The sequence below is a fragment of the uncultured Pseudoalteromonas sp. genome (assembly GCF_963922945.1).
Taxonomy (GTDB): Bacteria; Pseudomonadota; Gammaproteobacteria; order Enterobacterales; family Alteromonadaceae; genus Pseudoalteromonas.
This window is the reverse complement of the sequence record NZ_CAWUKC010000024.1, coordinates 1-21,291: the sequence shown is the minus strand read 5'-3', so window position 1 is coordinate 21,291 and position 21,291 is coordinate 1. Positions and strand designations below refer to the sequence as shown.

The window sequence follows — 21,291 nt, the reverse complement described above, 5'->3', positions numbered from 1 at the left end:
GAAAAAAGCTCATGCTGATTGAAAAACTTTCAACGAATAAATCTATCTAGACGTCTAAATGGCTGCTATATTAAATTTCATACAACTAATTAAGCTGGAATGAGGATTATGGCTTTATCACTTCAAGAAAAAATAGAGGACACCAATCAAGGTGTTTACCTCATTGGTACTACGCCGCCTAAAATTGGCACTGATAAAGCGCAATTAAATACCATCGCAAAAAAACTATTAGGTCGTTTACATGAAATTGAATACGACGGCGTTGTTATTTACGACATCCAAGATGAAAGTAGTCGTACAGATAAAGCACGCCCATTCCCATTTAAACAAACTGTAGATCCTCGTGAGTACAGCCACTTATTACGTAACTTATCTGCGCCTGATGTCATTACTTACAAAAGTGTGGCACAGCGTGGTGTTGAAGAGTTTAAAGGTTGGTTAGATGAAACTAAAAACGACTACAATTTAAAAAATGTGGTTTTAGTGGGTAGCCCCTCATCGGAAGGTGATATAAAACTAAGCTTGCCTGATGCCTATAAAACGCTAGAGAAGCAATCTGATGACTTCTTTTTAGGGGGCGTTACCATAGCAGAGCGCCACGCAAGTAAGCGTAATGAGCATGAACGCCTGATAGAAAAAACCGGCCAAGGGTGTCAGTTTTTTATATCGCAAGCGGTTTACGACGCACAAGCAACCATTGAGCTTATTACTAGCTATGCACGCACCTGTAAGGCACAGAGTATTACACCAAAACGAATTATTTTAACGTTTACACCATGTGGTGGCGATAAAACCTTAGAGTTTATGCAATGGCTGGGTATCTCAGTGCCAGAGGCCACCAAATGGCGCATGCTTGATGCAGAAAACACATTAAGTGAGTCTGTGCGTATTTGTAGAGAAAATCTCGATTTAATACTTAAAAGCTGTGCGCATCTTGATGTGCCACTGGGCTTAAATATTGAGAGCTTAACAAACCGTAAAGAAGAAATTGACGCATCAATAAACCTATACCGTTTATTAAAAGCGATTATGGAATTAAACCTAGCTGAAAAACAAATCGCTTAATGTTTTATTAGGCTAATTTGGCTTACTGGCAAGCCCTACTGCTTGCCTTTTTAGCTTGAGCTTAGGTGAGATGCGTTCACTTTCACACTTTTTTAGTCAATTTATAGGCTTGCTTATTTTTATACATTTCTTTATCGGCCAAGTTTAATAACGACTCAAAGGGCTGCTTTTCCTGGCTAGTATAACTTTCGCCTACGCTCAAAGTGAGCGCGCATATACCATTTTGTAACAATATTTTAGAGTATTCAGTACTTATTTTATCAATAATAGGATCCAGTTGACTTAGCTCACTCAGCTGCATAACCACTACAAACTCATCTCCCCCTAAACGACCGACTATATCAGCTTCTCTTAAATGAGTTGTTAGTGTATTTGCTAAGAGGATTAATGCTTTATCGCCGACTTCATGTCCGCAGGTGTCGTTTAATTTTTTAAAGTCATTTATATCAATAAATAAGCAACATACATTAAAACTTAATCGCTGCGCTAAATTTAGCTTTTGCTGAGCAAGCATGCAAAGTGCACGACGATTATAAATATGGGTGAGGGGGTCGAGCATGGCTATTTCGCGCATTTGCTCAAAACTATAAATAAGGGCTAAGTCGTCTTCAATTAAATCCCTAAGCTGCTCTATCAGCTCAAAGTATTCGTCGGTATAACTGGTTTTTTTTGAGTCTTTCAAGCACAAGGTGCCAAATACTTCGCCTTCTGGCCAATGTATTGGCAGCCCAAGGTAGGATTCAACACCGTCTTCAACCACCTCAGGCATGGTACTCCACTGCGCATCATTACTGGCATTATTTACATATAAGGTGTTGTTGTTTTCGGCTACATATTTACAAAATAAGGGGGTTTCTGGGGGGAGTATTGAATTAGTTTCAAAATGTGAGCCGCCTTCATTAGCTCTAATAACAACGCGATAACCTTTGCTAGTAGCCTGTACTATATAGCCGCAAGGGGCAGAAAAAAGCCCAGTAATAAGATCAATGGTTTTTTGCCACTTATGCAGGGAAATTTGTCCATCCACACCGGAAAATGCCCATTGATCTGTATCGAACATAACTACACCTCAGCTATTTAGTAGCCTTAGTATAGTCAAAAAAATACGCTAAAGACTACTTTCTGCGACGTTTACTGGATGCTCTTTGCCCAGTAATACGCTTTTTATCACGATCTTTGCGCGCTTTATTGGTGTTTTTACGATTATCTTTAGGTGGCTTATTTAAATCAGGCTCATAACCTTGTAGCCATTGCGGTGTTAGGCGCGTATCTAGTAATACTTCTATTTCCTCGAGTAGCCATTGCTCATCAATGCTTACCAGTGACATAGCCAGGCCTTGCTCGCCAGCGCGACCAGTTCGACCTATACGGTGTACGTAGTCTTCGGCTATATAAGGTAGCTCAAAGTTTATTACGTATTTAAGCGTCGGAATATCTAAACCACGGGCAGCCACATCGGTGGCAACTAATACCCGCGTTGTGCCTTCTTTAAAGTTTTGTAATGCACGGTCGCGTGCACCTTGCGATTTATCGCCATGGATAGACTCAGTTTTTAAACCGTCTTTGCACATTTCTTTGGCCAGTTTATCGGCCATTTGTTTTGTGCGGGTAAATATAAGTACTTGGCGCCAATTTTTCATGCCAATCATGTGTGATACAAGCTCGCGCTTTCGCTCTTCATCAACGGCGTAAATAACTTGCTCTACTTCAACAGCAGCGGAGTTACGTTTATCAACTTCAACCAGCTCGGGGTTTTTAAGTAGTTTTTTACTCAGCTCAAACACGCTGTCATCGAATGTAGCTGAGAACAATAAGGTTTGGCGATCACCTGGAATATGGCGCAGAATACGTTTTATTTCATCAATAAAGCCCATATCTAGCATGCGGTCAGCTTCATCGAATACTAACGAATCAACACTTGCGAGCTCCACACTGCCTTTAATTATATGATCGAGTAAGCGCCCTGGTGTTGCGACTATTACTTGCGCTGTTTTGAGTGCTTTAATTTGCGGGCCAATACTTGCCCCGCCATACGCTAAGGCGCCTAGAATATTGCTGCCTTGGGCGTATTTTTCAAAGCTTGCAAACACTTGCTGAGCAAGCTCACGTGTAGGCGTTAAAATAACCAATCGGGCTATACCTGGCTCATCTTTTTTTGGTGTATTTAAAAGCTTATGCAGTAGCGGTAATACAAAAGCAGCCGTTTTACCTGTGCCTGTTTGCGCGCTACCCATTACATCGTTGCCCGCTAAAATATACGGAATAGTTTTAGCCTGAATTGCGGTTGGCGTGGTGTAATTATTTTGCTCAATTGCAGTGAGTAATAATGGATCGAGCTTAAGAGATGAGAACGAAGTAGCAGACATAGGCTTAGCTTTAAAATAACAAAGAGCGCTATTGTACGCATATTACGGTACTGCGTAAATTAACCAGCCCAGAAAAGTATTGAGCTTAGCGTGTTCCCTGCACCAATAATAAGGCGCTAAATAGCTGTGTATTTAGCGCCTTTTGATCGTTTTAAACCGGTTTTAAGGTGGCTTTGCGCTCATTATAAAACGCGATTAAGTCATCAACCGTTGCTTGACAGTATTCACGAATACCCGACACCACCATGTGTTTTTCACCAAAGCCTACTTTTTCGCCGTTTTCTAATAGGTTAAAGCGCAAGGTAATTTTACCGCGCTTACCTGTATACTCAAAACTTGGCTCAGCAAACTCAAGCGTTGGCGCTTGAATATTAATATTTTCAAGATTAATGATCATCGACTCGTAAATAACCATAGGGCGCGCAGGATTAATCATTACATCTTGCTTACCCATTAGCGGAATAATTACATGCGGAAATGCAGCACCAGAAAACTCAACATAGTTTTTTATTAGGCTATTTGTAAGTGTTGGGCATTTGCTGGTTTGACCTTCGCGCTTTACCTTTAATATCACTTTATCGCCGTTGGTTACATCAAACTCATCAGCCCCTTCGGGAAAGTTAAGTTTGGTGTTTTCATCAACCATACCGGCAAAGGTAAATTCCATTCGCTCACTGATACCGTAGCGGTCTAACACTAAAGAAAAAAGTAAGTCTCCTGGCGCGCAAAACTTTTTGGCATCTTTGTCATGAAGTGGGTTGTAATCATCGGCCACACATTTTGCGAAACGACACCCTTGCTCACGAGAGATAGAAACATAATCAGCATGCTGCTGAAAGTAAGGACTTAACATAGATTGTTCACTGCTTAAACTGCTTATAACCTGCCCATACTACCAGAAAAAATTTAAAGAGAGGTCGAATCACTTACAAATTCATACAATTAACTTAAGGGTAAATATTGCGCATACCTGTTTTAATTAGTAATTTAGGCAGCAAACTAAATAAGGGACTAATTATTATGTTACGTGTTTTTGCAGCAATAAGCGTGCTCACTACTTTGGCTGGATGTTCTAGCGTGACTTTTCATACCGATATAGATAACGATGTTTTATCTAAGGAAATTGGTACGTACGTTAAAAAACGAGATTTACAACAGTTTTATAGTGACCAAGAAGCACACGAAAGTGGAGCCACACTTTTAGGCCGAATTGAAGGCGAAAGCTGCAATGGAGACGGTAATATAAGCTACAACCGCGCAAAATCAAATGCTATAGATTTACTTAAAGCAGATGCTATGCGCAGAGGGGGTAATGCCTTTACTATTAATTCTTGTAGTGAGGTTTCTGTATCGTATTGTGACCTGTCTGTTTTATGCAGCGGACAGGCCTACGACTACTAATAAATCATATATTAAGCGCAAAACTAAGTAGTACGCGCTTTCCTGACTCAATTTTAGATACGCTGTGCTCGTACTTATCGGGTCTAAATAAATACACACGGTTAAACCAATTAATAATGCATTTTGAGCATTTAAAAACCCCACCCGCTTTAGGTTTTACTAGTACAAAATTAAGTTTGTAGTAACGCCCTTGCTGCACAGGGTCTATATGGGTCATTACGCTGTGGTTTGTGGGGTAAGTAACTAGGTTTATTGAAAAAGTATTACTGCTAAATAAAGCTTTGTTTTTAACAGGTGCAATCATACTGCCTCCTTTTAATCTACATGCAGCATTGTAGCATTTGCTAAAGCGCCACGGCTTGCGCTAAACAATATCAAAATACCATGACATATAGCCAAACAACCTGAAACAAAAAAGCCGAGCTTATTTACTAAACTCGGCTTTTAACATGCACTATTTAGTCATTATGCACTTGGGTAGGTGCGGTACGCACGCTCAATATTTTTTGCCTGCTTTTTAGAAATACCTAAATGAGCAAGCGCTACACGTAAACGCGCACGTGATAGGTCTGAGCCTAAAATTTCCATTGCATCAAGCACTGAGGTAGATGAAGTTTTACCCGTGATTGCTACAAATATTGGCTCTAAAAAATCTTTAATTTTAAGCTCGTGGAATGTAGCAACTTCTTTTGCAATGGCAAAAATAGCTGACTTTTCGAAGCTACGTAGGCCTTCTAATTGCCATACAAAAAATTGTAGCGCTTGGCGTATTACATTTTCGTCAGCTTTGCCCGCCGTTAACAGTGCTGGGTCGTAAGTTGGAATGCCGCCTACGAAATGGCCTGCTAAATCAACCATATCTGAAAGCGTATTAATGCGTGTTTTAGCTTCTGGTAATACTTTAGCTAACATTTCGCCATTAAACTTCCAATCAACAAAGCGTTGTACAAGCTCTTCATCGGTTAGGTTTTCGCGGATCCACATGCCGTTTAACCAACTTAATTTTTCTACATCAAACACTGGGCCGCCCAGTGATACACGCTTCATGTCGAAGTGTTCAATCATTTCGTTAAGAGTGAATTTTTCACGCTCATCAGGCATTGACCAACCCATGCGGCCTAAGTAGTTAAGCACAGCCTCTGGCAGGTAACCCATTTCTTTATAGTAATTAATAGAAGTTGGGTTTTTGCGTTTAGAAAGCTTTGATTTATCAGGGTTACGCAGTAGTGGTAAGTGGCCTAGTACGGGTGCCTCCCAACCTAAATCTTGGTAAAGTTTTAATAGTTTAGGTGCTGAGTTAATCCACTCTTCGCCACGGAAAATATGGCTTATTTGCATGTGGTGATCATCCACAACGTTTGCTAAAAAGTAGGTTGGGAAACCATCGGCTTTTAATAGCACTTGCATGTCTACATTTTCCCACGGGATCTCAATTTCACCGCGTAGGTAGTCGTTAAACTTAAAGGTGCCTTCGCTTGGTATTTTCATACGTATAACGTAAGGCTTACCTTCAGCCAGGTTTGCTTTTATTTCATCGTCGGTAAGGTTTAAACCTCGGCCGTCGTATTTAGGGCGCAGGCCTTGTGCCATTTGCTCTTCGCGCATTTGATCAAGCTCTTCACTGGTTGCAAAACAGTAAAACGCTTTACCTTGCTCAACTAATTGGTGTGCGTATTTTTTGTATAAATCGCTACGCTCAGATTGACGGTACGGGCCAAATTCACCACCTACATCAGGACCATGGTCCCATTCAAGACCTAACCAACGTAAGCTATCCATAATCGCTTGCTCTGACTCTGGCGTGCTACGAACTTGGTCTGTGTCTTCAATACGAAGAACAAACTCGCCGCCTTGTTGTTTAGCAAAACAGTAGTTAAATAAAGCAATATAAGCGGTGCCAAGATGCGGGTCACCTGTTGGAGATGGGGCAACACGAGTACGGATTGTCATGATAATGTCTCTTTTAATAAGTGAGATAAAAATTAAGGGGGTCGTTTAAGCCGCTACTTTATTTAAGTAAGCAATAATATCGTTAGATTCGTAAAGCCATTGTACCTGGCCATCTTTTTCTATACGAAGGCATGGCACTTTTATTTTGCCGCCTTGCTCTAACAGCTCTTGACGAAATTGTTGATTATTTTTTGCATCACGCGTTTCTATTTTTAAGCCTTCGCGTTTAATTGCACGACGAACTTTTACACAAAACGGGCATGCTTTAAATTGGTAAAGTTTAAATTGTGAGGTTTGTTGATCAAGCTTTGCCTGCGCATCGGTAGCACGCTTTTTACTACGAGGAGTAAATACAAAATTAAAGAATAAAATGATACAACCTAAAAACCAACGAACTAATCTCATGTTTTGTGTCTGCCTACAACAATTTAAGGAGCCAGATTTTAGCACAAATTTTCAATCAAAAAAGCTCAATACTATTATCGATGCTCACTTGTTCATTTACCTCAAGCTCGCTATATGCAGTCACTTTATTCCGGCCAGTATTTTTGGAATGATACATTGCCATGTCGGCTTGGTTAACAATGCTTGATACGGTATCAGGGTTTGTTAGTTCTAAAAAGCCAATACTAATAGTGAGTTGGCCAACTTGAGGAAAGGGGTACTCTGCAATATTTAAGCGCAAACGGTTAAGTGCAACGTGTGCTTGCTCTTCGGTTTTGGTTTGAAATAATACCGCAAACTCCTCCCCACCATATCTAAATACATAATCTTCTAGCCTAAAGTTATTTTTTAACAGTCGAGCCACAAGTAAAATCACCTCATCCCCAATAACGTGGCCATAACTGTCGTTAACACGCTTAAAGTGATCTATATCGACAATGGCTAAATACCATCGTCGCTTTTCGGTTACATCATCTCGCGGTAATAAAAAGCCATTGCCTGAAACAATTTCAATGACTTTTTTATCAAAGGTTTGTCTATTTAAAAGCTCAGTTAAGGGGTCTAATCGCGATTTATGCAGTAGCCCTAGCTGGTTGGCATAAATATTTAAAATATGCACGGCTAGCATAGAGGTGCTTTGGGCTAACTCTTTTGTGGTTTCTATCAGTAATATGCCAATGACTTTACCAAAGTAATACACTGGCACATACGTTGTTATGACACCCAATGCACGGCTTATTCTTATTTTATTTTGAGTCACTTTATTAAGCAGCGCTAGTGCTTCGTTAGGATCAAGTAGTTCAAGGCGAGAATCAGGGTTGATTAGTGTAGGCGGGCATTGCGTATTAAAGTGCTTATTAATATAAATAGCAAAGTTTTTAACTTCGAGCAGGTCGCCAATAATCTGCACTAACGATGCATCTAAATCACTTTCTTCTTCTTGCTGAGTTAAACTAATAATCCATTCATGACCGCACTTGTTCGCCTTCATTCATTTGCCTAAATTGTTCTAACTTCAATCAGTTTAGACAAAACACTCAACTTTGCTAAATAATTACCCAATACTTTTTAACTAATTAAAGAATAAAATCTAAAATAAAACTAAATCGTCTCTGTGTAGCACCACTGCACCACTATCAAAATCGAGTAGCTCACCTATCTGCTCTGAGTGAGCACCTTTAATTTTATTAACTTCAACGTGGTTAAAACGCGTTAACCCGCGGGCAATTACTTGGTTATTGGCGTCAATTAAATCAATTAAGTCGCCTCGCTCAAAACGACCAAATGCATTTGTGATACCTTTGGCCAATAAACTCGCCCCTTTGTTTTGCAGTGCAGTAATAGCCCCTGCATCAATGACTATTTGTCCTGTGCTTTTAGGCCCAGCCATTAGCCACTTTTTTCGCCCATCTTTTGGCGCAGTAAGTTTTAAAAACCGCGTGCCGGGTAATTGCTCACTCATGCATTTTAAAATAACATTTTTGCCAGCGCCTTTTGCAATAATAACCTCCACCCCTGCGCGCCTTGCTACGTCGGCGGCTTGTAGTTTTGTAGCCATACCGCCGGTGCCTAAACTTGTACCGCTGCCACCAGCCAGTTGGCGTAACTCATCATTTATGTGGGTTACTTCATCAATTAGCTTTGCATCCGTATTGGTGCGCGGATCGCTGGTAAATAAACCTTCTTGGTCGGTAAGCAGTAATAGCTTGTTGGCATTAGCTAAAATAGCCACAAGCGCCGATAAATTATCGTTATCGCCTACTTTTATCTCGCTAGTTGCTACTGCATCGTTTTCGTTAATAATAGGCACTACATTGTGACTAAGTAATGCATTTAAGGTGTCGCGCGCATTTAAATAGCGTTCGCGGTCATCTACGTCGGCACGGGTAAGCAGCATTTGCCCTACGTTTATGCCATACAAAGAAAATAAACTTTGCCAAATATGTATAAGCTGACCTTGCCCTACGGCTGCCAACATTTGTTTATCTATTAGGCCGCGGCCACAGGGTTTAATAAGTTGTTCGCGCCCCGCAGCAACCGCGCCACTCGATACTACTATAACTTGGTGGCCTTGCTTTTTAAGTTCGCTACATTGGCGAACCAGCTCAACCATATGGGCTTTGTCTAATTTATCGGTGCCGCCGGTCAGTACACTTGTACCAAGCTTTACAACTATTACCTGTTCCCTTTGCATTATTTTTTACTATTAAAATTTTTAGATAATTTAACTTATACCAGCTCGGTATTTTTGAACAAGTTAAAATTATTCATGCTAGGATCGGCGTTAATTTAATTTGATAAAATCTCATTTATGCCAGCCAGTTTATGCCTAATTATTGCCACCTTTTTATGGGGTAGCTCTTTTATTGCACTTAAGTATGCCATTGCCGTTTACGACCCTGCACTAGTCATATTTTTACGCATGCTAACCACCTTAGTTTTATCGCTGTGTTTATGGCGTTATGTTATTCGCTTTGAGTATTTAAAAGGCGATTGGAAGTACTTATTAGGCATGTCGCTGGCTGAGCCTTGCTTGTACTTTTTGTTTGAAGGCCACGCAATGGAATACACCTCGGCCTCTCAGGCGGGTGTTATTGTTTCGTGCTTACCTATTATTGTGGCATTGATGGCGTTTTTTATGCTTAAAGAGTATATAAGTAAAGCCATTGTGATTGGGTTTACCTTATGTATTGGCGGCAGTATTTTACTTACTTTGCTTTCACCAAATACCGAGCAAGCCCCTAATCCATTATTAGGTAACTTTTTAGAACTAATGGCGATGGTTTGCGCGGCGTTTTACACCATTAGCATCAAGCACTTAGCTAATCGCTACTCGCCACTTACTTTGATTGCTTTACAAGGCATAAGCGGTAGTTTATTTTTTGCACCGTTTTTATTTTTTATCGAGCTACCAAGCGAAAACCAACACGATTTAACCGCCTTATTAAGTATTTTATATTTAGGCTCGTGTGTCACCCTTGGCGGCTACGGCATGTATAACTACGCGATAAGTAAAGTATCGGTGTTAACCGCGGCAGCGTATTCAAATTTAATTCCTATTTTTACCCTTATTTTATCAGCCATTATTTTGGGTGAAGTGCTCGATTTTTGGCAATGGGTGAGCATATTTATCGTGTTTGCAGGGGTGATGATAAGCCAACGACATCAAGAGCTGGTGGTCGACATACCGCTTAATGAAGCTAGTGCTCACCCTATCAACTCAGCCGATACAAGCCATCTTAAATCAGTACCCGATGCCAACGAGTCAAAAGGGTAACAGGTTAATAAGTAAAGCCCAGGCGTTTGTAAAAACGCCTGTTGGGATTGATGAATAACCTCAATCCTTTTTACTTTATAATGCTGAATTACGCCATTTTGCAACTGCAGCGTAAACGTTTCACCCACTTTGGTGTGTTGTAAAAATGCAAAGTGAGTGTCGTTGTGACCCGCTATTAACGCACCGCCATGCTTATCACCAAGCTCTGCCCCTGGTAAAAAGTGACTAGGAGCAAACGCTAAATTACGCCCGCTTGCCCCCGCTAAAACGGCCAATATTTTACTATGCTTAAGCCAGCTAAGCTGTGCTGTTACATAGGTATCGGCGTAAAACCATGGTTTAACGTGAGCGTTTGGCTTAACTAATACCTCTTGCCAAGCCTGCGCTATCAATATTTGCGCTAACCATGCCTTTGCTTGCATGTATATGCCGTGACCAAATAGCCCAAGACCGATGATTAATAAGCCCGCACTTAGCCACTTTTTCATTTAAACACTCGAGTATATTTTATAGCGGTAAACCCAGCTAATAACATGCACCCAAGCAATATATGCAACCTACTTTGCCCATCGGTTTGCGGTAAACGCATAGCGAGTCCTTGTGGAGCTGCGTTTTTAGCTAGTGCAGTTTGCTCTGCAGGCTCTTTAACTAGCGAGTGTTCAATAGCTATAAAGGCCGTAAATGGACTAAGTAATTGATGTGTGAGCGCAAGCCCTTGCACCTCATTTTTAACTGACTGAGGGTCATTATACAAAAGCAAGGATTTCATTTTTTGGCGCGCCCACAGCTTATCAATCCCTTTTGCGTTTGCGCTATTTTGTGCGCTTAGTTTTATATTTAAAGGGCCTTGAGCAGTTTGCCCATTAAGCGTAATTTGATTCGTATCATTTAATTTTATAGCCACCATTATTGGCTCGCCAAAATATAAATCGGGCAGGGGTGATGGCCAAAAGTCTAAGCTATTAGTGCTTTCATCACTTAGCGTTAAATTAGTGATCGCAGGATGCGCGAGCTTATCAAATAACTGCTGCATTTTAGGCTGCACTTCATGTGTGCTACCTATAAACGTAAATGATCCTTTGCCTATATCTGCAGCGCGGCGCATAAAAAAGCTATTAGGTGCGCTACCAATACCGACAGTAAATAAGCGGCTATCGCCCAATTTACGCTGAATATTTTTAAATAAGGCATCTTCGTTACTGACACTGCCATCCGTTAAAAATACCACTTGGCGTACAAAGCCTTCAAAACGGCTACCATCAAGGACGGCATCAAGGGCACCTTGTATTTCGGTGCCGCCATCTGCCTCTAAGCTATAAATAAAGCGCTCAGCGCGGCGCAAATTAAAATCGCTGGCAACGAGGGGTTTATCACTCATGGGGGTAACCACGTTATCAAAGCCAATAATGTTAAAGCTGTCGTCGCTATCGAGTAAAGAAAGCGCATAAAACAGCGCCTTTTTAGCTTGCTCCATAGATTGCCCATGCATAGAGCCAGAGGTATCTACAACAAACACCATTTCACGTGGTAGGCGCTGCGTTTGCGTAAAGTGATCTGCTGGTGGCATTAGCATAGCAAGTCCGTAGCGGTCGCCATTTTTAAACTGCTGAGTAAAAAATGCCGCCTGAGCGCTTTCTTTTTGCAGCGGTTTAAACTCAAGAACAAAGTCGCGGTTTGTCGCATTTTGCTCATTTAATGCAACGGTATATTGGCCAAATGCAGGATTATGAATGTCTACGTTATAAAATTTAGAATTTATTTCTACCAGCTCCAGCCCTACGTCTATATCTATATTTAAACTAAATTTACTACTAGGTACATCGCCTTGGCTATGCTCTGAACTTTGTATATTGTAAACAGGGTTTAACCAGCCGCTCGGCGCCTGATTTAATACGGTTTTGTCGGTGTTACTTTGCCCAATTTCACCGCTAATTGCGTGATAACGTGGCGTAATAGTCGTCGGAAAACGAATCGCAAATGTACCACTGCTATAATCAATTATTTCTTGGTACTCAAGCTCTATAATTACCTGTTCACCTGGGCCAATATTAGCTACGTTAGTAATAAACATATTCGCGCGTTGCTGGCGTACGAGTGCTGCTTGTTTACCTGCTTTTTTAGCTGCTTGGTATTTTTTTTCGGCCTCTACTTTTTTATCAATTTGGCCTTTGATGACTCGCTCACCTATACGCATTGTCATCGCATGCACGGCGCTTTCATCAGGCAGTGGAAAAACGTAGCGCGCATTAACCGCAAACGGATTATCATTTTGATAAGTTTGCCTAACAACCACGTGGTTTATCAGCCCGGTCAGGGTCATGTTTGCATCACTTTTTAATATAATAGCGGGTGCTACAGATGCGCCACTGCTGTCAAAAAGTTCAAGCTTAGGCGACTGTGCATGGCTATTAAAGCTAACCAGCAGCACACTCACCAAGAAAATAAAAATGCTTACTTTTGTAAGCATTTTGGTTGGGTTACTCAACATAAAATCACTCCATCGAACACTTAACTTTACTCAAATAAAAATGGCTTTAGTTACTTGCCGTTTGGCCATTTACTGGGTTGATTGAGCGAGTCGTAAGTGTTACGCGTCGATCAAAAAAATTATCTTCAACGGTGTTGCTATTAGCTAATGTATGCTGCTCGCCAAATGCTTGGGCGCTTAAACGTTTATGACTAATACCGTGCTTTATTAGGTAACTTTGCACTGCGTTTACACGTTTTTTAGAGAGCACCAAATTTGCTTGCTCATCTCCACGCTGATCGGCAAAGCCACTTAAATCTAATGCTAGTTGCGGCTGATTTTTTAACAGCACCACAAGCTGGTCTAACTGCGTAGCAAAGTGCGGGGCAATCGCACTTGAGCCAGTTTTAAATTGCACAGTCATGGCAAGTAAGCTATTTATTTGCGATTGTGTTAGCTGCTCATTTTGATTAGCAAGTGCCTCTAACTGTTGCTCTAGCCTATTGTTGTGGTTAAGCACGTGCATGTAGTCGCTAGTTTTTTCCTGCATCACTGTTATTGCCCTTTGCTGCTGGGCAATTTTGTCATCAGCGACTTTTGAATCGCCAATTAAGCCCCCTGCAAATGCGCCAATAAAGGCCCCAATCGGCCCACCGACGACCCCCCCAATAATGGCGCCAGTACCTAAACCAATCGCGGTTTCTTTATGTGCTTCTTTAGCAGGTGTGTGAGCAGTTGCTGCAAATGCAGGTGAACAAACACTGGCGACTAGCGTTAATGCGATTAATGTTTTCTTCATGATGTAATCCTTAAACTTGTTTTAATTTGCGATGTTTTGTTTTGATGGTTGTATTAAAACAGCTACAAGTGGCAACAAAGGGGAACAAAAATGGCAAAGTGCTGAGCAATTGTGGCAAAAAAAAGGCAATTGCCTTTTTAAGCGTACATAACTGAAAAACTTCGATATAGTGCAAAACAAGTAAGATAAAATAATGATTAAGATGAAAAAAATAGCCATCGTTGAAGATGAAACCGCCATCCGTGAAAACTATATTGAAATGCTTAGCGCGCAAGGTTATCAAGTTAGTGGTTTTGCAGATCGTGTCAGCGCGGAGCGGGCATTTAAAGACGCCCTACCCGATTTAGCCATTGTTGATATTGGGTTAGGCCATGAAATAGACGGCGGTTTTTTACTTTGCCAAACTTTGCGTACGCTTTCTAAAACACTGCCTATTATTTTTTTAACCGCCCGCGACAGCGAAATAGATACCGTGTGTGGCCTGCGTATGGGCGCAGACGACTACTTAACCAAAGATATTAGCTTAGCCCATTTAGCTGCCAGAATAGGCGCGCTATTTAGACGCATGGAAGCACTTGAGCAACCCGCCGATGCCAATGCATTAATTACACGCGGCCCACTTAAGCTCGACACCCAACGCATGCAAGTGTTTTGGCAGCAGCAGTTGGTTGATTTAACCGTGACCGAATTTTGGATGCTGCACTCCCTTGCGCAGCACCCAGGCCATGTAAAAAGCCGTAACGATTTAATGAGCGATGCAAAAATTTACGTAGACGACAGCACGATCACCTCGCATGTAAAACGCATTCGTAAAAAGTTTATGGCACTTGATAGCCACTTTGACTGCATAGATACCGTATACGGTATGGGCTACAGGTGGGAACAACGCTAATGTTACGATTTGGCCTACGCAGTAAATTTATACTTCTGTCGTGCTTTTTGTTTTTACTGCCGTGGCTTGGCTACGAGTACGTATGGGAAATGGAAAAGTTTTTACGCCAAGGCCAAGAAAAAACCCTCGTTGGCACTACTCGCGCACTTGCCACGGCTTTGCACGAGCGCCCTGCACTCTTTGACGAGCAAACTAACTTTTTGGACCAAGTCGTAAAAGGGCGCGATTTATATGCCTATAACCTCAAAAATCCCATTCAACTTGATGGCAAGCTGAGCGACTGGCAAAGCTATCTAGCTCTTTTTTGGCATTATGACAAACGCTACTTACAAAAAACCAACAGCGAACATAACAGTGCGGATTTATCGTTTGATCATATGGTGGGCAAATTTGATAACTATTTGTATGCCGTGTTTAAAGTCACTGACGATCACCTTGTTTATCGTGCTAAAAATAGTTTAAGTATAACCAATAACGATCATTTAAAAATTGGCCTTAAAAGCCCAGACGGCGATTTTAATACGTACATTATTGCTCCACGCCAAGATGGCTGGGTAAATGCGTTTAATGCGAAAACCAAAACACCGTTTACAAAAATTCAGGGCTATTTTATGCGCACTGCATCGGGATATAACGTAGAGCTGCGCTTCCCCATTAATATGCTGGGTAACAAGCTAGGCTTTGCCGTGGTCGATATCGACACAAAAAAAGCGCCGTTTGATTCTAAAACAATGTCGACTTCTAATTTAAATAACCCCAGCGATTTAGGCTCTGTATTGGTGCCCTCACCCGAAATTAATCGAATTTTAAAAGGTATGGGCCACAGCGGCAGCCGTATTTGGGTGGTTGATAACCATCATCGCGTATTAGCGCAGTCGGGCACCATTCAAAATGCCGATGGCGTATGGGCCGACGGGCTCAAAAACCAGCCGCCTAAAAATGCTTGGCAGCGCTTTGAGCAAACGTATTTACACCCGCTTTATTATAAAATTTTAACTCGCCCCGAAAACGAATTTTTAGATACCCTGCACGATGTAGCCTCAATGCAAGGCACACACTTAGCTAAAGCACTCAAAGGCCAACCCGCATCATCTTGGCGGTTAACGCCCGACAATAAAGCCGTTATTTTATCGGCGGCTTACCCTATTTGGATAGAAGATAAAGTGATTGGCGCAGTCATCGCTGAGGAAACCACTAATGGTGTACGCACCCTGCGTAATAAATCCCTCGAGAAACTTTTTAACATTATTTTAGCTGTGATGCTAATTGGTACCGTAACCTTGTTCTTTTTTGCCTCGCGTATTTCGAGCCGTATTAGACGACTGCGTGATACCGCAGAGCAAGCCATTGACGCCCAAGGGCGCATTACCGGCAGTATTAATTACAGCGACTCAAACGATGAAATTGGCGACCTTTCACGAAGCTTTGCCAATATTGTTGGCCGATTAGGTGGGTACACTAACTATTTAGAAAATATGTCATCGCGGTTATCGCACGAATTGCGCACGCCGGTGGCTGTGGTGCGCTCATCACTTGAAAACTTACAAAGCCTGCCACAAAACGAGCTAAGCCAAAAATACTTAGAGCGCGCCAGTGAAGGGGTTGAGCGCTTAGGTAAAATAATAACCACCATGAGCGAAGCTACACGCCTTGAGCAAAGCATTCAAAGCAACGAGAGCGAGCCGTTTGATTTACAAAAGGTCATTAATGGCTGCATGCAAGGCTATCAGCTTACTTACCCTGAACAATTATTTGAGCTTGATGTATGCCAAAACCCTTTACCTATGCAAGGAGCCCCCGAATTTATAGCTCAGCTGCTTGATAAGCTTATTAATAATGCGCTGGAATTTAGTGAAGCCAATACGGCTATAAATGTAGGCCTTAAGCAGAGCGAAAATAAAGCAATATTAACAGTGAGTAATACAGGCCCCGTACTGCCTGAAGGACTAACTGAGCATATTTTTGATTCTATGGTGTCGGTGCGTAGTCAGCAAATGCAGCAACAACCACATTTAGGGTTAGGGCTTTATATTGTAAGGCTAGTGTGCGATTACCATAAAGGCAGTGTAAGTGCGCAAAATAATACACAAAATAATGGGGTCACTTTTACAGTAAGTTTACCGTTAGTAAATTAGTTAAATGATTTTTAGTCTTCATTAGTTTTTACCTGCTCTGCCGGGGGAGCTAATAAGACTTACTTAAACCAAGTAGCTTAATGCCTGCTGCTGATTATAAATCATTAGTAAGACGACTAGCAAAGCAGAAAAATAGTGGGTAAACGGGCATAAAAACAAAAACGTTATGCTACTGAGGTTTAATACCAGTGCTAGTTGCTAACTTTTAGAATTAAGTAAGTATAACCAATATATAAAATTACAAACACATACCCTACAGATATCAAACCATTAAGCCCCCAAACACCGTACCAAAATTTACCATAAAAATAAGTACTTTTTCTTAACTTGGTATTAAATAGTGCGATAGATGAAGGGATTAACAACAAGGCTGAAAAACTAAAGAGTGGCGCTACAAAAAACATTAAAAACAAGCCAATAGCACCTTCTGCTGAAGCGCTACTGTCAGGCGAAAGCGGTGCTAAAGCCCAAAACAAACACAAAAACGACATTATTGATGTCAATAAACCTAAAAATTGAATTGTACGCAAATTTTTTTGTTAGCCTCGCTAAAAATTATGCCTTTGATAGAGCTAGTAGTTTTTCAGCTGCACACTCACTTACGGTTTGCCACGAATCATTAACTAGTATTTTTAAAACTCGCTCGGTAACCTTGCCATTATTTACCAGTGTGTTTCTGATTGACGGATCACTGTCAGTCGCAAAGGCTAACATTAAAGATTCTGTTATTTTCTTTTTCTTGCAGCCATACCTCTAACCTTTGGCTCTGGATGCTTTGATAACACTTCGAGAACTTCGATTGGAACAGCCTTATTTTGTGCCACCCAAAATGCCATATCTGGGTATTTTTCTAGCACACATTTCCATACTTGAATGTCGGCTCCTTCATGAGCAGCGCGACAATACTCCTCTGGAGTATCGCTTTCTCTCAATCTTTTAAACTCCTCCGCGCTCTCGATCATAGGTAACTATGGGCCCCCTTTTAGGTTAACTCGTTTAAATTTATTTTATTAATAAAACAACCATATATGGGCTCCTATTTTGGTTCAACTTGTTAATTAAACTTAGCGAAAATAAAGTAAAGCATTATTTTTAAATTATATTTTTAATTTATTTTCCCTCTTATTTTTAAATTTTCTTTCTCATTTTTATTCAAGTATTAGCTTAGTACAGGCTCAATACTCACTTAACTGGAATTAAAGAATAAAAAAGGTTGCCTTTATGTAACCTTTGGGTATCATTGATACCTAGAGGTTACATATGGTGTATTTAGGTATCAAATGAAACCTTGAACGGAGTAATCACAACGCGACATCATTCGGTCGCCACTAAAAATGGATATACAACAGATGGCAAAATCAATATCAGTACTACCAGAACAAGAACAGCAGTATTTAACAGTTACAGGAAAAGTCAGTATTACCCTAGCGTTTTTCCTTTTAGCACAGCTGCTTTCAACAGAAATGAGCGAAACCGATTCATTAATTAATTGGCTACTAGATTTAACTTTATTTGTGAGTTTTATCTACTGTATTGTGTTAGGCACTAAATCCATGAAGTTTGCTAAACATATATCAAACCTAGGTTACTGGACATTGAAATTTAATGACGAGTATGTAGATTATGTCAGTTCGCTCAGCCTGCGCGCTACATGTCATATTATGGTAATTGGCGGAGCATTCCTCGCATATAGTGGCGACAGTAAGTGGTTTGTTGAATTAATAGCCCCTTTTAACACCACAGATGCACTTCAAGTATTGCTTTGCCTAGCAGCAGTTACACATGGCGCATTGATTTTATGGAAACTACGCAAGGAAGAGCTTTATGAATGAAGATTTAGATAACCATATTCACAAACTTCGGTTGCAACATAAAATTTCTCAGCAAGAGTTGGCAGATGCCATAGGCGTTTCTAGAAAAACCATAAGCACAGTAGAAACCGGGCGTTTCACACCATCGGTGGTTATTGCATTAAAAATAGCGGCTCATTTTTCTGTTTCTGTTGAGCAAGTATTTACCTTGAGATAAGCATTCTGACTCAACAACCGATGAAAATGCATTAAGCAAAAAACTAATAGCAACAAATTAGGCGCTTTTAATATAATAAGGCCTGTACTTAATAAGCCCAACAAATGTTGGGCCTATTTAATAATGCGAAGAAACAGCTCCAGGTTTACCTCATGCAAGTTTTAGGTTCTACGGTATTGCTCTAACAATGAACCTGACTGCGATGAGATCACACTATGAGATTACTATGTAGCGCACCTAAATATTTTTGCCCTATGCAACTTGTTTAACAACCACATCGGCAAACAAAGTAAACTGAATTTTTATTGATTTAGAATTGACCGCACTGAATAAACCGGTAAAAGAAATACGCGTGCTTATTGGCAGAATAAAGGCTGATATATTTTTATGTAAATTACACCTTAACCAATCTTATATCTTTAATCATATTCACAGACATTTTAGCCCACAAAAGAATACCAATAAAATCTAAACCAAGTAAAAAGTAATACTTAATATTATTTAATCCATCAGCATACATAAAGATGATAAAGCTTTACCCGAATAAAAATACCGCAAATAATGGGATGGTAATTATTGCAGTAAATATTCTAAATTTACGTGATTGGCGATCCATAGTATTTACTAATCTTTATATGTAAAACCGTTAAAGTCGAATTTAAATGGTTGGCTTAAATGAAGCGAACAGCCCGCTAATATTTAGCCCTTGTTAAATTACTATTTATATTTTTGTTAAGCGAATCATTTTCAAATGCTATAGAAACCATTGAAAGTTTCGCCACCAGCTTTTCTCCCTTAAATAGAGCTAAGTCAGTTCCTATCTCTGCACCATCAATATCGGAAAGTAAAATAGTTTCATCAATTTTTTCCAACCCGATAACCCTCTGAGTAGGATTGATTCACTATCTATTTCGATTCCGTATTGACGAAAACTAGTTACCACCCACCAAGCAAAAATAGATGTTGTAAACACAGCTAGAATTAACGCCAAAAGTTGTTCAATTAGCGATAACGAAGTATTGTTCTCTCTAACTAACAAAAGAGTACCTGCGTATATCTGAAAGAATCCGATAAAGTTCAATAGTAGTAAATATCGATTTAAAAATAATTTGAAAAACTGAACTACGAATAACAGACATAGACTCTCTATTAATTTAACGAACGTATAAACTGCGCAGTAAGCTGAACGCTTTTTTGCGCCTTTTTTATGCAAAAAATCGAATAGCTTTCGGAGTAAGATTTGATGCGTTTGTTAGAGCTCTAGCGCTCAGAATACGGCTCCCAGTTTAAATACGCTTCATCTGCCACTCTCAACATTGCCAAGTCTTCTGCTGTATCACCATTGACATAGCGTCCAGATAATTTACCACTCTCTACTTCAAGTTCACTACAAACGAGGGAAAACCATTTTGAGTACACCAAGGCTTTAAATAAACGTCGAGAGATGCTGAAACAATAACGATTTGATCTCCATTATTTTTGTGCCAGTTCAGCTTATCTAAAGCCACTTTTCTAAGGTAGTTAGGAACAACACTCTCAGCGTATTTCTCCCCGGCGGCTGCGACTTCATCAACCTTACGGCCAGAGAAAGCCACAAAGCTAACAATGGTTCTCATCTTAGGTGCCGGAATAACACCCGCTTTATAAAGTATGAAAAATGGTGGCAACAGTACCTTAGCCAGTAATGCTCTCAGTCTTGTTCCAGAAAAGTGCAGAAACTTAGTGTACATATCCGCATTATTGATTGTCCCATCGAAATCAAACAGTGCAATATTCAAAGTTTTCTCCTAGCTCTAACAACTTTGTATCGACATATGTCGCTTTATAAGCCGGCACATGTCCAAATATTACAATCAATCTAATGTAACCAGCTAATAAGCGCGTGTAAGCAAATAGTTATGTAGCATTTAAATATTCTAAATGTAGAAATACCCCAAAATGGTAGGGTTCAGTAATATTGAACAAAAAAGTAACGTGCTAATAAACAGTAAAAATAAACAGACACCATCTTTGTCATTATTCACTTTTAATTCAGTCGCGTTCACATACTCTGGGGCTATATTAACGCATTAAGCAGTAGGATTTGCCGTGACCCCATCACTTGAACGAGAAGAGATCGACTTTATTTTTAGTTTATATAAATCAGATAAAAACGCTGAGTCTGAGGCAACTAAATCACAGCACACGCAAGTAAACGACCTTCAAAAAGTGCCACGCCTTGATGTTCAAGGCGTATCGCAGTACTTAATTTAATCTATACAAATTAATTTGCCGTACTTGGCTCATCGCTTAAAAACGCTTTGATACAGTTTATTTCTGCCAGCTTTACCGCCTCGCCTATTTCTGGGCCTTTTTTGCCATTTTTAAGTGCATTTTGCACTATCTGCTTTTTATCCATTTTTTGTAGTTCGCTAAAAATTGCACGTAGCTTAGCTCCTTGCGGATAGGGCTTATCTACGAGCGTTTC

General features: G+C 40.4%; 23 protein-coding genes and 1 pseudogene. 8 read left to right on the top strand and 16 right to left on the bottom strand.

The window, feature by feature from the left end:
• The first annotated feature begins 108 nt into the window (after window positions 1-108).
• Window positions 109-1,065, top strand: a complete 957-nt coding sequence (locus AABI99_RS07430) for a hypothetical protein (protein WP_338365000.1) — start codon at window positions 109-111, stop codon at window positions 1,063-1,065.
• Between the two features lie 82 nt (window positions 1,066-1,147).
• Here AABI99_RS07430 and AABI99_RS07425 read toward each other — a convergent pair whose 3' ends face one another.
• The 3 genes from AABI99_RS07425 to AABI99_RS07415 all read right to left on the bottom strand — a co-directional run bounded on the left by AABI99_RS07425 (window position 1,148) and on the right by AABI99_RS07415 (window position 4,284).
• Window positions 1,148-2,125: a sensor domain-containing diguanylate cyclase gene (locus tag AABI99_RS07425; protein WP_338364998.1), complete on the bottom strand. Its 978-nt coding sequence runs from the start codon at window positions 2,123-2,125 to the stop codon at window positions 1,148-1,150.
• Between the two features lie 55 nt (window positions 2,126-2,180).
• Complete coding sequence (locus tag AABI99_RS07420; RefSeq protein WP_338364996.1) at window positions 2,181-3,431, bottom strand: DEAD/DEAH box helicase; 1,251 nt, start codon at window positions 3,429-3,431, stop codon at window positions 2,181-2,183.
• 151 nt (window positions 3,432-3,582) lie between these two features.
• Window positions 3,583-4,284 carry a DUF3581 domain-containing protein gene (locus AABI99_RS07415; protein ID WP_338364994.1) on the bottom strand — a complete coding sequence of 234 codons (702 nt, stop codon included), beginning with the start codon at window positions 4,282-4,284 and terminating at the stop codon, window positions 3,583-3,585.
• A gap of 167 nt (window positions 4,285-4,451) precedes the next feature.
• Between AABI99_RS07415 and AABI99_RS07410 the strand changes: the two genes are divergently transcribed.
• A complete protein-coding gene (locus AABI99_RS07410) occupies window positions 4,452-4,832 on the top strand; it encodes a hypothetical protein (protein ID WP_338364992.1) in 381 nt (126 codons plus the stop codon).
• A gap of 4 nt (window positions 4,833-4,836) precedes the next feature.
• Here the strand turns inward: AABI99_RS07410 and AABI99_RS07405 are convergent, their stop codons facing one another.
• The 5 genes from AABI99_RS07405 to proB form a co-directional block, all read right to left on the bottom strand.
• Window positions 4,837-5,136, bottom strand: a complete 300-nt coding sequence (locus AABI99_RS07405; RefSeq protein ID WP_338364990.1) for a 2OG-Fe(II) oxygenase — start codon at window positions 5,134-5,136, stop codon at window positions 4,837-4,839.
• 161 nt (window positions 5,137-5,297) lie between these two features.
• Window positions 5,298-6,782 carry a glutamate--tRNA ligase gene (gene gltX, locus AABI99_RS07400; RefSeq protein ID WP_338364988.1) on the bottom strand — a complete coding sequence of 495 codons (1,485 nt, stop codon included), beginning with the start codon at window positions 6,780-6,782 and terminating at the stop codon, window positions 5,298-5,300.
• Window positions 6,783-6,827: 45 nt separating this feature from the next.
• Window positions 6,828-7,187, bottom strand: a complete 360-nt coding sequence (locus tag AABI99_RS07395; protein ID WP_338364986.1) for a glutathione S-transferase N-terminal domain-containing protein — start codon at window positions 7,185-7,187, stop codon at window positions 6,828-6,830.
• A 55-nt stretch (window positions 7,188-7,242) separates the two neighbouring features.
• Window positions 7,243-8,217 (bottom strand): GGDEF domain-containing protein, encoded by a 975-nt coding sequence (locus AABI99_RS07390; protein ID WP_338364984.1) that lies wholly within the window; start codon window positions 8,215-8,217, stop codon window positions 7,243-7,245.
• 99 nt (window positions 8,218-8,316) lie between these two features.
• The gene (gene proB, locus AABI99_RS07385; RefSeq protein ID WP_338364982.1) at window positions 8,317-9,420 is read right to left on the bottom strand and encodes a glutamate 5-kinase; all 1,104 of its coding nucleotides are present in this window, start codon (window positions 9,418-9,420) and stop codon (window positions 8,317-8,319) included.
• 117 nt (window positions 9,421-9,537) lie between these two features.
• On the opposite strand from proB, the gene AABI99_RS07380 reads away from it, so the two are divergent.
• Window positions 9,538-10,503 carry a DMT family transporter gene (locus AABI99_RS07380; protein ID WP_338364980.1) on the top strand — a complete coding sequence of 322 codons (966 nt, stop codon included), beginning with the start codon at window positions 9,538-9,540 and terminating at the stop codon, window positions 10,501-10,503.
• Here the strand turns inward: AABI99_RS07380 and AABI99_RS07375 are convergent.
• Genes AABI99_RS07375 through pdsO form a run of 3 tightly spaced genes read right to left on the bottom strand, consistent with a single transcriptional unit; the run spans window position 10,434 to window position 13,769 of the window.
• The gene (locus tag AABI99_RS07375) at window positions 10,434-10,991 is read right to left on the bottom strand and encodes a class GN sortase (RefSeq protein ID WP_338364978.1); all 558 of its coding nucleotides are present in this window, start codon (window positions 10,989-10,991) and stop codon (window positions 10,434-10,436) included. The genes AABI99_RS07380 and AABI99_RS07375 overlap by 70 nt on opposite strands.
• On the bottom strand, window positions 10,988-12,991 hold the full coding sequence (locus AABI99_RS07370; RefSeq protein ID WP_338364975.1) for a marine proteobacterial sortase target protein: 2,004 nt from the start codon (window positions 12,989-12,991) through the stop codon (window positions 10,988-10,990). The genes AABI99_RS07375 and AABI99_RS07370 overlap by 4 nt, the downstream gene beginning before the upstream one ends.
• Before the next feature lie 46 nt (window positions 12,992-13,037).
• The gene (gene pdsO, locus AABI99_RS07365) at window positions 13,038-13,769 is read right to left on the bottom strand and encodes a sortase-associated OmpA-like protein PdsO (protein ID WP_338364974.1); all 732 of its coding nucleotides are present in this window, start codon (window positions 13,767-13,769) and stop codon (window positions 13,038-13,040) included.
• Window positions 13,770-13,971: 202 nt separating this feature from the next.
• Between pdsO and pdsR the strand changes: the two genes are divergently transcribed.
• Window positions 13,972-14,661 carry a proteobacterial dedicated sortase system response regulator gene (gene pdsR, locus AABI99_RS07360; protein WP_338365029.1) on the top strand — a complete coding sequence of 230 codons (690 nt, stop codon included), beginning with the start codon at window positions 13,972-13,974 and terminating at the stop codon, window positions 14,659-14,661.
• Window positions 14,661-16,796, top strand: a complete 2,136-nt coding sequence (gene pdsS, locus AABI99_RS07355; RefSeq protein WP_338364972.1) for a proteobacterial dedicated sortase system histidine kinase — start codon at window positions 14,661-14,663, stop codon at window positions 16,794-16,796. Before pdsR ends, pdsS begins: the two co-directional genes overlap by 1 nt.
• A gap of 555 nt (window positions 16,797-17,351) precedes the next feature.
• Here pdsS and AABI99_RS07350 read toward each other — a convergent pair.
• Window positions 17,352-17,510 (bottom strand): hypothetical protein, encoded by a 159-nt coding sequence (locus tag AABI99_RS07350; protein WP_338364971.1) that lies wholly within the window; start codon window positions 17,508-17,510, stop codon window positions 17,352-17,354.
• Window positions 17,511-17,521: 11 nt separating this feature from the next.
• Entirely contained in the window at window positions 17,522-17,728 is a 207-nt protein-coding gene (locus tag AABI99_RS07345; protein ID WP_338364969.1) for a hypothetical protein, read from the bottom strand.
• A 417-nt stretch (window positions 17,729-18,145) separates the two neighbouring features.
• Here AABI99_RS07345 and AABI99_RS07340 point away from each other — a divergent pair, with 417 nt between their 5' ends.
• Both AABI99_RS07340 and AABI99_RS07335 read left to right on the top strand, forming a co-directional pair.
• The gene (locus AABI99_RS07340; protein WP_338364967.1) at window positions 18,146-18,628 is read left to right on the top strand and encodes a hypothetical protein; all 483 of its coding nucleotides are present in this window, start codon (window positions 18,146-18,148) and stop codon (window positions 18,626-18,628) included.
• On the top strand, window positions 18,621-18,824 hold the full coding sequence (locus AABI99_RS07335) for a helix-turn-helix transcriptional regulator (protein ID WP_008130424.1): 204 nt from the start codon (window positions 18,621-18,623) through the stop codon (window positions 18,822-18,824). The genes AABI99_RS07340 and AABI99_RS07335 overlap by 8 nt, the downstream gene beginning before the upstream one ends.
• Before the next feature lie 692 nt (window positions 18,825-19,516).
• Here AABI99_RS07335 and AABI99_RS07330 read toward each other — a convergent pair.
• Both AABI99_RS07330 and AABI99_RS07325 read right to left on the bottom strand, forming a co-directional pair.
• Window positions 19,517-19,696 carry a hypothetical protein gene (locus tag AABI99_RS07330; protein ID WP_338364961.1) on the bottom strand — a complete coding sequence of 60 codons (180 nt, stop codon included), beginning with the start codon at window positions 19,694-19,696 and terminating at the stop codon, window positions 19,517-19,519.
• Between the two features lie 501 nt (window positions 19,697-20,197).
• Complete coding sequence (locus AABI99_RS07325; protein ID WP_338364959.1) at window positions 20,198-20,602, bottom strand: haloacid dehalogenase-like hydrolase; 405 nt, start codon at window positions 20,600-20,602, stop codon at window positions 20,198-20,200.
• A gap of 310 nt (window positions 20,603-20,912) precedes the next feature.
• Here AABI99_RS07325 and AABI99_RS07320 point away from each other — a divergent pair, with 310 nt between their 5' ends.
• Entirely contained in the window at window positions 20,913-21,077 is a 165-nt protein-coding gene (locus AABI99_RS07320; RefSeq protein ID WP_338364957.1) for a hypothetical protein, read from the top strand.
• Window positions 21,078-21,087: 10 nt separating this feature from the next.
• Here AABI99_RS07320 and AABI99_RS07315 read toward each other — a convergent pair.
• Window positions 21,088-21,291 (bottom strand): annotated as a pseudogene (locus tag AABI99_RS07315) (multifunctional CCA addition/repair protein); the annotation flags it as partial.